Below are 14,257 nucleotides of genomic sequence, written 5' to 3' on the forward strand. Positions count from 1 at the left end.
TCACAGTCAAGCATAACGCACCTTATAATGATATTCTTTTGGAGAAGGAGGTGCTAACAGATGCACGCATGGGAACAAATACAGCAAACCATAGAATATATTGAAAATCATATATCGGAGGAGGTTAATATTGATGATCTCGCAAAGATGGCTTCTTTGTCACCGTTTTATTATCAACGTCTATTTCGTCGTCTAGTGAAAAAGCCGGTAGCAGAATATGTGAAGCTTCGTCGTTTGGCGAAAGCAACTGAAGAATTACTGAATAAGGATAAGCGAATCATTGACATTGCTTTAGATTTGGGATTTACCTCACATGAGCATTTTTCCAGATCCTTTAAGCAAGCCTTTGGAATGACTCCTGATGAATATCGGAAGAACCCAATAACACTGAATCGAATGACAAAGCCTGAGCTTTTACTTCATTATGTATTAATAGATGAAGGAGTACCATTAATCACGAATGGTATAGTGCTGGAAATCAACAGACTCCAAATCACCGAGCCGATTAATTATGTCGGTCTGCATATAGATATGCCGGCCCAATATGTGGACGGGCTTGGAACAGAGTCAGGTGTTGACCCTTTGGGCAACCTATGGGATAGCTTCCATGATAAGAAAGTAATGGAATTGGGACTTTCTGCAGATAGTGAGGAGCTTGGTGTGGCATATCCCAGCTCAAAAGAAGGATATTTTAGTTATTTTGCGGGAGGAAAAGGAGTAAGAGAAGCAGTTTCAGAGGACTGTATCAACTGGGAATTGCCACCTGGTAATTATATTGTATGCTCCTTTGAAGCAGAAAGCTTTGAGTATCTGGTTATGGATGCACTTTACAAAGCGCAGCAGTATATTTATAATATCTGGTTACCAAATCATAAATTACAGACTGAGCCTTTTTGTGCAGAGCGATATGCTAGCCATTCCCCAGATACAACATGTATGGAATTATGGCTCAAAGTGGCGGAATAAATATTCTTATAAATTCATATACGGTCACCATATTGCAATTTATTAAAATAAGTAGGATTTGAACGGCAGATTATGAAATAACTAATTGCTTCATTGTCGAAAACAGAGTATAATTTTAATATATTATTTAGGAGGGTGAAGTATATGAAATCAAAAAGAATTCGATTCGAATCAGCCAATGACCTTTATGATTTTAATAAAGAGGCTACAAAGTGTAAGACAGAAGTAAGAATTCAGACAAAAAGCGAGGCCTTTAATTTTGATGCCAAGACACTTCTCGGACTATTCTTTGCTATGAACTTATCCGACCTTGAGGTGATTTACAGTGAAGAAGAGACGGAATTTGATGAATTCTTAAAGAGACTTGAGGTAAAAGAATAATATGTATTATAGTTCATAGATGAGCTGTTACATTAATGGTATAAAACCAATATTGTACAGCTCATTTTTGCGTAGTAAAATAGTGTAATGTATTAGCCAATATAAGATGCTAACAGGAAAAATAAGAAATAGTTAACATAATATAAATATGTCAATAGTAATATTACTTGATGTTATTATAGGATATGTTTATAAACCTTTGTAGAATATTGTTAGTGGAGGAGTGGGAATTAATAAGTATAGATGTTTTAAAAAGAGAAAGAGTATGCAGTTAGTTTAGGATGTATGTTTGAGCTTAAATGATGGATTTGAAAATGTGATAGATATATGATTGTAATCTAATCATATATTAGGAAAGGAAACTATGATGAACTATATTATTGATAAAATGAAAGAAACAGATTGGCCACAGGTTTCAGAAATTTATTTGGCAGGAATAAAGACAGAGATAGCTACTTTTCAAAGCAGTGTACCGACTTGGGAAGAATGGAACAAGGAGCATATTACTACCTGCCGGTTTGTCGCACGTGATGGAGAAGAAATATTGGGATGGGTTGCCTTATCACCCGTATCAAGTCGTTGCGTTTATGCAGGAGTAGCTGAACTTAGTATTTATATTAATGAAAAACATAAGGGAATAGGTGTTGGTACCTCACTTCTTAATTATTTGATAGAGCAATCTGAGAAGGAGGGATTTTGGACATTACAATCCGGGATCATTCGAGAAAATATATCCAGTCAGATGTTACATAAGAAATGCGGCTTTCGAGAAATAGGATATAGAGAACGTGTAGGTAAAATGAATAATGGAAAGTGGCATGATGTTATTATCATGGAACGTAGAAGTAAAGTCGTTGGTATATAGATTGATTTAATACGGATTGATTTAAATAAGGAGTTAATATAGCAACACAATTGGACAAATGCAAACAAAGTTCAATTGTGTTTATTTATATGTAGACATATTAAGTAAAATGATGTATAATTCATAACAAATATATAAATAGGAGTTATAATATGGAATATAATTATTTAATATGGAATTACACAGTCGAAGAAATTGCTCAAGGATATAAGGAATGCAAAGATACCTATATGTGTACCTTATGCGGTAAAGAATACAAAAAAGGGCTGATATTTCCAATAGAAGATAAGCTATTTGATGCATTTGGTGCAGTAAAGGAACATCATATATCAGAACACGGATTTACTGTTGATTATATACTAAATAAGGAAGCCTCGTTAAGTGGAATATCCGATGTACAGCAGCAAATCTTAAAGCTGATGTCGGAAGGTAAGGATGATAAAATGATTGCTCAGATCCTTGGAATTGCACAATCTACTGTAAGAAACCATCGGTTCAAGCTAAGGGAGAAAGAAAAACAGGCAAAATTCTTCCTTGCACTTATGCAATCATTAGAAAATAAAACGAAACGTTCTATCAGACAGGCTGATTCTGGATTTATCGAAGAAATTCATCAATCGGCACAATGATTGATGACAGATATATTATTACAGACGAGGAAAGAGAGAAAACAATAAAACGTATATGAATAAAAATGGTTCCTTGAAGCAATTTCCGGCTAAAGAGAAGAAAAAGATTATTCTGCTTAGAGAAATAATGAAGAAATTTCAACATAACAAAGAGTATAATGAAAATGAGGTTAATCAAATATTAGAAAGCATTTATAGTGATTTTCCTACGTTACGAAGATACTTAATTGAATATGGATTTCTGGAGCGATCAATTGATTGTAGTGTATACAAAGTAAAGAAATAAGTTTAAGAGGGTGAAAAATTTGGAAAAATGGATAAAAAACTATTTAAATGAGGAAGGGAAGTTAAAAGCATTTCCATCAAAAAGAAAGCTTAAGATAGCTGCAATGTTTTATATTGCCTCAAGTATAGATGATAATGTAAAGTATTCTGAAAAGGAAATGAATGAGTTGATTAATAAAAAATGCTGCTTTAACGATGCTGCATTATTACGTAGGGAAATGTATGATTACCGATTTATTAATCGATCCCTGGATGGTAGAACTTATTGGAAAGAAGGCATTCAGCCAGATCCTGAGCAATATGATTTATGATATGATTATTTTAATTTATGAATGGATATGAATAAGTTTATCTCTAATTAATAGTTGCAATATACAACAGTTGCATGTTATAATGGATAAAAATGTTGGTTTATGGAGGAGCATTATGCAGTTTAAAGATAAGGTTTATGTTATAACCGGAACCAATTCTGGAATAGGAAAAGCCTGTGCAACACAACTACTTGATAAGGAAGCTACTATAATTGGATTAGATTTCAAGGAAAGTACGATTAAACATCCAAGCTATATCCACTTCATAGTTGATATTAGGAATGAAGAGAGGATATCTGAAATATTTAATGATATAGATTATAGATATAGTCGAATAGATGGACTATGCAACTGTGCCGGTATATTTGCCAATGCAAAGCCATTCTATGAGTTAGATTCCGATGAATGGGATAATGTAATCAGAACGAATCTAACCGGAGCATTCTTAGTTTCAAAGCATGTGGCACGTAGGATGATAAAACAAAAAAATGGTAAAATCGTTCTTATAGGCTGCATTCGATCTAAAATATTTAGACCAAATATGGCGGATTATGCTGCATCCAAAGGGGGAATAGTAGCACTTACTGCGTCTATGGCTTTGGATTTAGCTCCTCATAATATAACAGTGAACAGTGTCGCTCCAGGGTTCACTTATACCGGTATGACTGCGAAATCTTTTGATAATCATGATATACGAAAATCCTCCGAGAACATCATACCTGTAGGGAGGATTGCCGAACCGGAAGATATAGCAAAGGTAGTACTATTCCTTTTATCGGATTTATCAGATTATATCAATGGTGAAACAATTTATACTGATGGTGGTTTTATAATTTCAAAATAATATTTAGCATAATGATGAAAGGAGGATTTATGAATTACTCAGGAAGCGATTATTTGAGGGAATTATTAAGAATTTTGGTAAGAAGTCTAGGTATTCTTGAAAAAAATGATGTCAGCTGTTACGGAGTAACACTTGCACAATGTCATACTATTGTTGAAATTGGAAGAGCCCAGAAAATATCCCTGATAGATCTCGCTGATTTACTGGGGTTGGATAAAAGTACAATGAGCAGAACGATTAATAACCTGGTCAATTTGAATTTAGTAAATAGAGAAACTGACTCAGATAATAGACGTTATATTTCAATACAATTAACGGATAAGGGAATTGAGGTGTTTCGAAATATTGAAGATAGCATGAATGATTATTATTCTAAAATATTCAATTCAATTGCAAGTGATAAAAGAGATAAAGTTTTAGAGAGTCTGGAGTTATTAGTAGCGGCTATAAAGGAAAATAAATAACGATACCAGGCATATGAATTAATAGTATTCCTTACAGACATAACTTGTGAGAAAAATGATTGTATTTGTAAAAAGGGTGGATAAAAAATTGTTGTGAAGGATGTGATGAAAATGAGTAACGAGAAGACCTGTTGCTGCTCAGGCGATAGTTGCTGCAATACAGAAACTATTACACTATATGACAAAAATGATAAATGGGTAATAGATGAAATACATACTCCGAAAGGAATTGTGCCTGTGATTTCTACAAATCTTCACTTTAAAGATATACTAGGATCGTGGAAGGTGCGATGGGGTATTGGCAGAATGAATTATAAGATTAATCCGGGGCTTTATGCAATAGGTAAGCCTAATCATTCTTCTCCAGTATTGGTAAGTGCAAACTACAAGCTGACCTTTGATTCTGTAAGAAAAGAACTATCTGATCTGGATTGTTGGATTCTGATACTTGACACAAAAGGAATTAATGTTTGGTGTGCTGCTGGCAAAGGCACATTCGGAACAGAGGAAATAATTAATCGTATATCAAAAATTAAGTTGTCAGAAATAGTATCTCACAGGAAATTGACTATGCCACAGTTAGGTGCACCTGGTGTTAGTGCTCACGAAGTGACAAATTAACATTTCGTTAAACTATTGTTTTGCGAATAGTACGAAGCATAAGAAAAACAGAGATTCTTCTAAAATCTCTGCTCTCCAATTATTCTTTGCAGTTCCATAATTTCTGCTTTTGATAAATCTTGATTTTTTAAATATTCATTTAAAAATGTACTTAACGAACCATTATATAATTTGTTTAGTAAAACTTTTGTTTCGATGGCTTGAACTGTTCGTTTTGAAATTGCAGCTTTGCACATAAAACCAGGATCTTCACGTTTTACAGCACCTTTATCTATTAAGCGTTTAATAACTGTGTATGTGGTGTTTTTTTCCCAGCCGATATATTCCTTAATAATCTTAGAAATATCTTTTGCAGCCAATACCTTGTTTGACCATAACAATTCCATAATATTAAGTTCGCCTTCATGTAGCCGAATATCTGGTAAAGCCATGTGTTCCCGCACCCCTTTGTATATATTCTTAATAACAAAAATAAATACCTACTGCATTGATTATCCTATCTTTCAATTCAGTATAAACTCCCCATATATAACAAATCTACATATGTAGAACGTTATAATACGCTATAAATAAAAGAACTATATGACTCACTATTTCATTATTAATAAACAAAATCATTCATTAAATTTAAGTTTAGTTTAATAAAAAAACAATATATGGAAATTGAATTAATTAGCCATAAAAAATGATATAGTCTAAAAATATAATAAAATCAGCATCTTACCGCTGTAGAATGAATTGATGCCATCTAAAACATATCACATTAATAATATCTACACATGTAGACAAAGTCCGTATTTCTATACTATTATAATAGAACAGATTTGTCAACTGTTTATTTACAATTTCGTAAGAAAAAAGTAACATTTTAACTATTTTCTTAATACTTATTACTATATACAATACACTGCATAATAAGGAACGTACTTAATTTGATTGGAAAAATCAAAGTTTCTGGATGATATTTTAATTGCATATGGGAAGTCATAGCTTTGCTTCAATACGCTGATGCTTTTTGACCGTGTATTATCACCCTCGAATACTTCGATAGGAAGAAAACCGAATTCTTTCTGAACAACAAAATCCAGCTTAGCCATGGAAGCTGATTCCCAGAAAGCAAATAACATATTTTTTGCCTGAAGTGCTTGAGCTACATAATTTTCATATAAAGCTTTATTGCTTTTTACTTTGATGCCTGCTCTTTGCTCTTCTATCATTTTGGTATGTAATAGACCAGTATCTGAAAAATATAATTTAAAATTTGTATTCTGATCAATATGCTGTAATAACTCAGATAATCCATCATCGCTAAAAGCTGTGAGTTGCTCTGTGTTAATACGATTACATTTGATGACGTAATTACCTTCCGTCAACCTACGTATTGCATCCTTATACATGGCATGAGTGGTGCCCTTTCGGATGAGTTTATACTGAAACTTCTTATTTTCTTTCATAAGCTGCAATGCTAAGCTGTCCAATACCTGGTTCATTTTTAAAGCTTCACTGTCCGGATTATCCTTCTTAATATAGTCGTGATAGGACCCGATGAGAAAATTATGCTGTTCCGATATATTTATATCAGAGAATAAGTTCAGGTATTCATTTACGATTCCAGGCATTCCACCAATTTTCATATATAGCTGATGGAGTGATAACAATTCCTTATGTACTATTTCCGGTATTTTTTTATTACTATGAAAATGATTACTGATTGTTTCAATGTACCACTCATTTCCGATGGCTCTCAGAAATTCATCAAATTCTAAAGGATAAACCGTAAGCTTTCTAATATTAATTGATCTGTTATCAGATAATGGTTTACTCGAAATTAATATGATATACGGGAAAATGCTTTGAAACATTGGGTGATTTGTTATACTCAATGAAGCAGAACCGACAAAGCTTACTTCATCTAATATTAAGATACGTTCTTGTGAAGAAATCTCCGGGTCTATTTTTACATAGCTTAAACACAGTTCTGATAGATTGTCCGGATTCCATGCTTCAAACATTCGAATGGCTTCCTGATTGTGTTCGAAATTAATGTATAGAATATCTTTAAAAAAGGCCTTTGCAAAATCATATGCCAGATATGTCTTGCCCACGCCTTTTACTCCTGTTAATAGAATTGGTCCGCTATTGTTACTGTTTTTCCATTGTATTAATTCATCAATCAGTTTTCTTTTCAACGATGGTTACCCCTTATGTCTTAATTTCTCAAGTAAATCAACAAAGTACTCCGGTAAAGGTGCTGAGAATTCAACATACTTTTCTGTGGTCGGATGAATAAAGCCTAAGACGCCTGCATGTAAGGCTTGACCCTCCAAATGAAAAGGATCCTTTGCGGGACCATATACCGTATCACCCAGAAGAGGATGATGAATGCTAGCCATATGAACCCTAATTTGATGGGTACGTCCTGTCTCTAGGGAGCATTCAATATAAGCATACTGCTTCAGGTTTTCTAATACCCGATAATTGGTCGCTGATGATTTCCCGTTTTTATAGTTTACAGCCATTTTCTTACGATCCTTTGGATCTCTTCCAATGGGAGCTTCTACTCTTCCGCTTTCTTCCTTCATGGCATGGTACACCAATGCTTGATATTTTCGTGTGATAGAATGAATCTTAAGCTGATCGGCAATAAACTGATGTGCTTTGTCATTTTTACAGGCTACTATAACACCAGTCGTATCACGGTCAATCCGGTGGACAATACCCGGCCTCAGAATTCCATTAATTCCGGAAAGTTCTCCCTTACAATGATATAACAAAGCATTAACTAATGTTCCTGATGTATGTCCTGCAGCAGGATGAACAACAAGTCCTTTTTGCTTATTTATAATTATTATATCTTTATCCTCATAAATAATATCAAGTGGAAGCTCTTCTGGGACGATTTCAGCCTCTTTTGGCTCGGGAAGGTAAATTGTAATGCTTGAACCGGTTTTTACCTTAGAATTCGATTTTACGGGCTTATCATCCATTAAAATCATATGATCGTCAATCAGCTTTTGAATATAGCTTCTTGATAAATTATTCTGTATACCGGATAGAAACCGGTCAATACGTATTCCGTTATATTCTTCATCAACAATAAATTCTAAGTTTTGATCATCCTTATTATCAAAACTTTCCTCAAGCTCAAACATTTCCTCTTCCATTAAGTTAATTCCTTTCCCCTTTATTTTGGGTCATCCTTTTTTCTTCGAGGAATCAGTTTCTCTAAGAATGAGAAATCGTCATCCTTATAATAAAATACTACCAGGATAAACAGAAGGATGCAGGATACGGTTAAATAACTATCCGCTATATTAAATAACGGAAAATTAATCAATTCAAAATAAATAAAATCCACCACATATCCTAAATAAAAACGATCAATCAGATTACCTACCGCACCGGCTATTATAAACACTGCGAGTATCTGAACTGGTACGAATTTCTTTGCTTTCGGAATTTTAAAATACAGGTATATAAGAAATATCAATATTATAAGAGTAAGGATTCGAAGGAATGCAATCTTTCCACTCATAATTCCCCAGACTGCACCGGTATTCGTATGGTATTGCAGACTTAATACATCCGGAATTAGCCGGATTGGTTCGTTCAATTCAGTCCGAATCAGGTATTTCGATAATTGATCAATACCTACTAGGATTATAAAATATATAAAATGTCTAATTCTCTGTTTCATACGTACCCTCCATTTTATGTGTTGACATAACTATTTTAATACGGACTGAATGGCATTCATCATTTCTGATTTTGACACAGTAGGATCAATCACAGCATTTCCGATTCCTTTTATTAAAATAAAACGGATTTTATCGGAATCCATTTTTTTATCCAGCTTCGTAACTTCATAAATTTCTTCAGCGGATAAGCCTGATACATTAACGGGTTGATGGTAACGTCCTAATGCCTCAAGAGTATTCTGATACTCTTCTTCCGTAATATAACCACGCTCCTTCGATAAAAAGGCTGCAGCTGAGATACCGATGGATACACATTCGCCATGCAGTAATGAAAAATACTTAAGCTTCTCAATTGCATGTCCTATTGTATGACCTAGATTTAACAGAGCCCGTTCTCCTTTTTCTTTCGGATCGTTTTCCACAACTACTTTTTTTATCAGACAACTACGATAAATCATTTCCTTGATAGTTGAAAAGGATTTGGAACTGATTTCTTCAACATGATCCTGTAACCAAATAAAATAATTCTTATCCTTAATTAAGCCATGCTTCAGGATTTCTCCCATCCCTGAAAAGTATTCAGCCTTTGGTAAGGTCTGAAGTACGTTTAAGTTCATATAAACTAGAGATGGCTGGTGGAAAGCGCCAACCATATTCTTATATGCTTTAAAATCTACACCCGTTTTTCCTCCGATACTGGAGTCCACCATGGATAATAGAGATGTGGGGACTTGAATAAATCGTATTCCACGGAGATATGTAGCTGCGACAAAACCAGTTAAATCACCTACTACGCCACCGCCAAGTGCAATTAATACGTCATTTCGATCAAAGCTTTTAGAGATCAGCTCTTCATAACATAGGCTTACGGTATCCAAATTCTTACTTTTCTCACCGGCTGCAAATGTATATACATGAACAGATTTTGCAATTGGTGCTAATTCCTTATAGAGTTCATCGGCATAAAAGGATCCTACATTACTATCTGTAATAATCATAATCTTACGGTTTTCCATACCAAGATTTCGGATGGAATCCGTCAACTTACCAAAATCCGGTTCAAGTTTAATATCATAGGAAGGTTTTCCATCATAAAGTACTGTAAGTGTATTCATATAAAAAATGCACAACCACATCGAAAAAACGAGGTTATGCCATCCTCCTTATCTATTCATTTCATCTATAGGATCAATGCATTCGGTTAGAATTGCACATAATCATATTATGGTAAATATCATGGTTTCATTGATAGACTAAGAATAAATCAGCAATTTTACACTGTATCTACCTTTTTTCGTCTGATATGTGGTTCCAGTGTAGATAAATTTCCCATAACCGCGAACGGATACAATATCATTTTCTTTTAGAGTATAACTATTCGACGTAATAATCTTACCGCCAACTGATACCTTACCGCCTTCAATCAGTCCGGATAAACTGCTTCTGGAACCATGAAATGCAACAGAAAGCACACTATCCAGTCGAACAGAGGTAACAGTTCCGATCACCTCTTTGAACTTGGGCTTATAATCAAACTCCTGTATCGTAATGATCTGAGTTGTCACATTCGTATGCTTGACACGGGACAACTGTTCAGCAATAAAGGAACTGATTCCGGAATGGCAAAATAGAAAACCCCCATTCTCATTAACAAGAATATCTCCAAGCTTACTACGATCTATGCCAAGATTAAGGATTGCACCCAGAAAGTCCCGATGATTTAATTTATCACTAAATTTGATGTTTACTGGAGTAATCTTGATACAGTTTATAGGATATTCAATTTCACTTTCCTCAGAGATAGCTTCATTTCCGCAAAAACAAAGTATTTTTCTTTCGGCATCTTGAAATCCCCCAAAAGTAAAATACTTTATCCTTGGTAATTCATATTTGAGGTTTAAAAATATGGTCTGTTCATTTAAGTTCAAAAAATCCGAGTATAAACAACATCCGCGTAAATCTGCTGTATTTGCTAAATCTGATAAGCGTTTACGAAAAATTAGCTCTTCTTTCTCTTGTTTCATCATATGCTTAGAATTTAGATTGGAATGTCGGCGGCTCAAAACCATTCTGCTGTATCATATCTAAATAATCTCCTGAAATATCAACGGTATCTGGAGATACGATAAAGATACAATTTGAGATTCGATGTAATTTACCGTTAATGGCATAAACAGAGCCTGAAATAAAATCCATGGTTCGTTGTGCTAATTTGTCATCAAAACCTTCCAAATTAATCACGGTTGCCCTTCCGGTTAAGAGCATGTCACATATTTCTTGAGAGTCTTCAAAGGATGTAGGTTTCATGATGCATACTTCAAGCCCCTTAGGGGTTGTTCGGATAGGTACAACCTTATTTGCTGTACTTCGTTCCATTTTTGGCATCCTTTCCTTTCTTGATTCGCTTGCAGTCTGCACTGGCGGAGCAGCAAACGCCTGAGTATTCATAGCTTCTTCGTATCTTTCCTGTTTCGCTTCACGTTTTTCTGCGCGTTTTGCCTTCTTTCTCTCTTTCTCAGTTTCCTCTTGCAAATACTCTTCATATTCTTCATCTTCGTCTTCGGTTAAATGCATAGAGTTTAAAAAGTTTTTTAATATAGACATATCCTATCTCCTATCAATATTAATTCACATGATATATTCTCTCACCAAAAATGCCTGTCCCAACACGGACTATAGTGGCACCTTCTTCAATTGCAACTTCAAAATCGCCAGTCATACCCATAGATAATATATTGAAATACTCCAATTTACTATCTATTGATTCATTTGTAAAGAAATCATTATAATTCAAATTGTTTCCATCACCCTTATTATCAATGTTTTTTGATTTTATGTCAACATATAATTCTCGTAATTTTCTAAAATACTTCCTGTTTTTTTCAGGATTTTCTACATAAGGTGCAATTGTCATTAATCCTCTGACGCGAATATGGGAAAGTTTTGATATTTCTATAAAAAGTGGCAATACTTCTTCTAGTTTTACGCCAAATTTAGTATCCTCTTCTGCTACATTTACTTCTATGAGGATATCACACAGGATATCTTTTTTGGCGGCTTCCTCCTCAATTTGCTCGGCTAATCTGAGGGAATCAACTGAATGAATGAGAACGGCCTTGTCCACAATATACTTAACCTTATTACGCTGAAGATGTCCAATAAGGTGCCAATAAACAGGTTCGGAAAATATGTGGTTAAGGTCTTCATATTTTTTAACCATTTCCTGAACCTTATTTTCACCAAAATGCCTCATTCCAAGGTTATATGCTTCCATTAGCATCTCATTTGGCTTTGTTTTACTGACAGCAATTAAGGTCACCTCACTGCGCTTCCGACCGGCACGGTCGCAAGCCGCTTGAATACGTTTCTCTATATTAATAATATTCTCTTTCATAATCTCCCTCCAATCAAACTAATAAATAGGTAATTGCGAAATTATACAACGAAAGTACGATCTACGAACCATCAGTTGTCATGAATAAATGTGGTCATTGTGTATACAGTGGATACCTGTTCCGTATCAAACCATAACAGAAGGAGCGGGTTTGCGCAGGATTATGTATCTGCCGTATGCATAATTGAGATATCTTCAGAGTTTTGCAATTGCCGAAAATCTATAAATTAATAAATAATTTTTTCTTCAATTGCGGTTGTAGCATCCAAGGCAATTTGATCATATGCAGATACCCCCTTTGGAGTATTGTCATCTATGATACAATATTCTTTGTTCTGGTATAGAATCTCTATTCTGTTAAATACGGCATATCCTTGGTTTACATTATATACGCCAGTTAATTTACTGGTTTGATTCAACTGATAACGATCCTCTGAGTCTGGATCCGGCGAAGTAATCCAGGTTCCAGGAGTAAATAAATCAGCATCCACATATCCATAATTCTCATCTTCATAATACTTCTGAGCTTCGACAAATGGAAATGTCACCTCGCCTGTCTCATCGTATACTTCTTTAATCAAACCTTCTTTCGTACTTTCACCACCGAGAGTAAAATATTCTAATGGTACCAGATAAAACTCCTTCTCTACAATTGAAGTCAACGGTATTTTTAAGCCCTCCACCGTATCGAAGTCCAAACGTACATCAATAAACCGTTCTTCCAGATAATTGGATAAATACTGATTCAAGGTAAGCTTTGCAAAGGAATCGGATCCTTTTTGAAACAATGAAATTTTCGCAGTTAATTCTAAATTATCCTCTATAATGGTTGCTTTTACGGTTTCTTTCTCCAAAAGCAATTCGTATTGCTCCGTCGTAAGTGGGAGCACAATGGACCAAGTCTCTGAGGTGATTAATTTATAGATAGGACTGGATGCAGTAACCATCTCTGGAGTACGGAGGCTTAACCTCTCATAATTTTCTAATTGAAACATATCCATGGTAACACCTTCAGGGGTTATCGCTTCAAAGCTGTCCATATAGTATGTAATTATGCCACTTTCCGGTGAAGGAACCATATCAAAGGAATAGTTGATACCTGTTTCCTCCATGAGCTCCTGAGTTTGGTTTATAATTGAGCTATTTAAAATATCAAGTACAGTCCCTTTTACGTTTTCTTTAAACTCATAAACAGACGAATACTCTGTATTGGAAAAAGAGGATTGAAATGCTCTGATTTCATGTCGGAGCTCCGCATTATCCTTCTCCGTTAATTTCATCGCAATTTCTCCGTTCGAGATGGCTTCTACCATCATACCATTATCGTCAACGGAATAAACGGAGGTACCTTTAGCTACTCGGGCGCCTTCTTTTTGAAAATATGTAATATATCCGGCCTTATCCGATTTCATTACCTTCTCTTCACGGAGTATAATGCCTGTAATTTGATTATCAATCGCAGTGGTACCTTCATGTACCTCATATATCGATAGCTTTTCCTTTGTAAAATACAGATAAACATTAATTGCTATATATACAAAGAGGATTAAAAATACGATAACTCCGATATTAATACTCCTGCGTTTCTTAAATTTTACAACCTTATTATTGTCTCCCAAATTTTCTCCTCCCAATTTTGCTACTCCTTTATTATAATGAATCTTAATAATTTTTTAAACCCTTTTTTCTATAATATATTTGTGAATTACAGTTCAAAGATTATTAGTAATTCGACATTACAATATTTGATAAAAACTGTTACTGTGAATAATCGTTAAAAATATGGTTAATATATTAAA

The 14,257-nt window shown here is 34.5% G+C and carries 17 protein-coding genes and 1 pseudogene; 9 read left to right on the forward strand and 9 right to left on the reverse strand.

What is annotated here, in order from left to right; all coding sequences use genetic code 11:
• Positions 1–60: 60 nt before the first annotated feature.
• From H0486_RS08795 to H0486_RS08835, 9 genes and pseudogenes are all read left to right on the forward strand, one after another.
• On the forward strand, positions 61–966 hold the full coding sequence (locus H0486_RS08795; protein ID WP_228352645.1) for an AraC family transcriptional regulator: 906 nt from the start codon (positions 61–63) through the stop codon (positions 964–966).
• Between the two features lie 144 nt (positions 967–1,110).
• The gene (locus H0486_RS08800) at positions 1,111–1,347 is read left to right on the forward strand and encodes a hypothetical protein (protein WP_228352646.1); all 237 of its coding nucleotides are present in this window, start codon (positions 1,111–1,113) and stop codon (positions 1,345–1,347) included.
• Between the two features lie 364 nt (positions 1,348–1,711).
• Positions 1,712–2,212 (forward strand): GNAT family N-acetyltransferase, encoded by a 501-nt coding sequence (locus H0486_RS08805; RefSeq protein WP_330594464.1) that lies wholly within the window; start codon positions 1,712–1,714, stop codon positions 2,210–2,212.
• 152 nt (positions 2,213–2,364) lie between these two features.
• The gene (locus H0486_RS08810) at positions 2,365–2,841 is read left to right on the forward strand and encodes a helix-turn-helix transcriptional regulator (protein ID WP_228352647.1); all 477 of its coding nucleotides are present in this window, start codon (positions 2,365–2,367) and stop codon (positions 2,839–2,841) included.
• A 55-nt stretch (positions 2,842–2,896) separates the two neighbouring features.
• Positions 2,897–3,127: a DUF2087 domain-containing protein gene (locus H0486_RS08815; RefSeq protein ID WP_228352648.1), complete on the forward strand. Its 231-nt coding sequence runs from the start codon at positions 2,897–2,899 to the stop codon at positions 3,125–3,127.
• Between the two features lie 19 nt (positions 3,128–3,146).
• Positions 3,147–3,437: a DUF2087 domain-containing protein gene (locus tag H0486_RS08820; RefSeq protein WP_228352649.1), complete on the forward strand. Its 291-nt coding sequence runs from the start codon at positions 3,147–3,149 to the stop codon at positions 3,435–3,437.
• 115 nt (positions 3,438–3,552) lie between these two features.
• Entirely contained in the window at positions 3,553–4,281 is a 729-nt protein-coding gene (locus tag H0486_RS08825) for an SDR family NAD(P)-dependent oxidoreductase (protein WP_228352650.1), read from the forward strand.
• 29 nt (positions 4,282–4,310) lie between these two features.
• A complete protein-coding gene (locus H0486_RS08830; RefSeq protein WP_228352651.1) occupies positions 4,311–4,745 on the forward strand; it encodes a MarR family winged helix-turn-helix transcriptional regulator in 435 nt (144 codons plus the stop codon).
• A 105-nt stretch (positions 4,746–4,850) separates the two neighbouring features.
• Positions 4,851–5,357 (forward strand): annotated as a pseudogene (locus H0486_RS08835) (mercury methylation corrinoid protein HgcA); the annotation flags it as partial.
• 68 nt (positions 5,358–5,425) lie between these two features.
• Here the strand turns inward: H0486_RS08835 and H0486_RS08840 are convergent.
• From H0486_RS08840 to H0486_RS08880, 9 genes are all read right to left on the reverse strand, one after another.
• Positions 5,426–5,797 (reverse strand): BlaI/MecI/CopY family transcriptional regulator, encoded by a 372-nt coding sequence (locus H0486_RS08840; RefSeq protein WP_228352652.1) that lies wholly within the window; start codon positions 5,795–5,797, stop codon positions 5,426–5,428.
• Positions 5,798–6,259: 462 nt separating this feature from the next.
• The gene (locus H0486_RS08845; RefSeq protein WP_228352653.1) at positions 6,260–7,555 is read right to left on the reverse strand and encodes an ATP-binding protein; all 1,296 of its coding nucleotides are present in this window, start codon (positions 7,553–7,555) and stop codon (positions 6,260–6,262) included.
• A 6-nt stretch (positions 7,556–7,561) separates the two neighbouring features.
• Positions 7,562–8,530 carry an RluA family pseudouridine synthase gene (locus tag H0486_RS08850; RefSeq protein ID WP_228352654.1) on the reverse strand — a complete coding sequence of 323 codons (969 nt, stop codon included), beginning with the start codon at positions 8,528–8,530 and terminating at the stop codon, positions 7,562–7,564.
• A 20-nt stretch (positions 8,531–8,550) separates the two neighbouring features.
• Positions 8,551–9,063, reverse strand: a complete 513-nt coding sequence (lspA, locus tag H0486_RS08855; RefSeq protein ID WP_228352655.1) for a signal peptidase II — start codon at positions 9,061–9,063, stop codon at positions 8,551–8,553.
• Positions 9,064–9,093: 30 nt separating this feature from the next.
• Positions 9,094–10,179: a 3-dehydroquinate synthase gene (aroB, locus tag H0486_RS08860; protein ID WP_228352656.1), complete on the reverse strand. Its 1,086-nt coding sequence runs from the start codon at positions 10,177–10,179 to the stop codon at positions 9,094–9,096.
• 138 nt (positions 10,180–10,317) lie between these two features.
• Positions 10,318–11,127, reverse strand: a complete 810-nt coding sequence (locus tag H0486_RS08865; RefSeq protein ID WP_228352657.1) for a YlmH family RNA-binding protein — start codon at positions 11,125–11,127, stop codon at positions 10,318–10,320.
• Entirely contained in the window at positions 11,096–11,668 is a 573-nt protein-coding gene (locus H0486_RS08870; RefSeq protein ID WP_228352658.1) for a cell division protein SepF, read from the reverse strand. The genes H0486_RS08865 and H0486_RS08870 overlap by 32 nt, the downstream gene beginning before the upstream one ends.
• 19 nt (positions 11,669–11,687) lie before the next feature.
• Complete coding sequence (locus tag H0486_RS08875; protein WP_228354399.1) at positions 11,688–12,461, reverse strand: YggS family pyridoxal phosphate-dependent enzyme; 774 nt, start codon at positions 12,459–12,461, stop codon at positions 11,688–11,690.
• Positions 12,462–12,685: 224 nt separating this feature from the next.
• Complete coding sequence (locus H0486_RS08880) at positions 12,686–14,077, reverse strand: HlyD family efflux transporter periplasmic adaptor subunit (protein WP_228352659.1); 1,392 nt, start codon at positions 14,075–14,077, stop codon at positions 12,686–12,688.
• Positions 14,078–14,257 lie beyond the last annotated feature (180 nt).

This window comes from Variimorphobacter saccharofermentans (assembly GCF_014174405.1).
Classification (GTDB): domain Bacteria; phylum Bacillota; class Clostridia; order Lachnospirales; family Lachnospiraceae; genus Mobilitalea; species Mobilitalea saccharofermentans.

Bases quoted from the DNA above. Each gene is read 5' to 3' on its own strand.
- H0486_RS08795 (WP_228352645.1), top strand. From the start codon at position 61: ATGCACGCATGGGAACAAATACAGCAAACCATAGAATATATTGAAAAT.
- H0486_RS08800 (WP_228352646.1), top strand. From the start codon at position 1,111: ATGAAATCAAAAAGAATTCGATTCGAATCAGCCAATGACCTTTATGAT.
- H0486_RS08805 (WP_330594464.1), top strand. From the start codon at position 1,712: ATGATGAACTATATTATTGATAAAATGAAAGAAACAGATTGGCCACAG.
- H0486_RS08810 (WP_228352647.1), top strand. From the start codon at position 2,365: ATGGAATATAATTATTTAATATGGAATTACACAGTCGAAGAAATTGCT.
- H0486_RS08815 (WP_228352648.1), top strand. From the start codon at position 2,897: ATGAATAAAAATGGTTCCTTGAAGCAATTTCCGGCTAAAGAGAAGAAA.
- H0486_RS08825 (WP_228352650.1), top strand. From the start codon at position 3,553: ATGCAGTTTAAAGATAAGGTTTATGTTATAACCGGAACCAATTCTGGA.
- H0486_RS08830 (WP_228352651.1), top strand. From the start codon at position 4,311: ATGAATTACTCAGGAAGCGATTATTTGAGGGAATTATTAAGAATTTTG.
- H0486_RS08840 (WP_228352652.1), bottom strand. From the start codon at position 5,797: ATGGCTTTACCAGATATTCGGCTACATGAAGGCGAACTTAATATTATG.
- H0486_RS08850 (WP_228352654.1), bottom strand. From the start codon at position 8,530: ATGGAAGAGGAAATGTTTGAGCTTGAGGAAAGTTTTGATAATAAGGAT.
- lspA (WP_228352655.1), bottom strand. From the start codon at position 9,063: ATGAAACAGAGAATTAGACATTTTATATATTTTATAATCCTAGTAGGT.
- aroB (WP_228352656.1), bottom strand. From the start codon at position 10,179: ATGAATACACTTACAGTACTTTATGATGGAAAACCTTCCTATGATATT.
- H0486_RS08870 (WP_228352658.1), bottom strand. From the start codon at position 11,668: ATGTCTATATTAAAAAACTTTTTAAACTCTATGCATTTAACCGAAGAC.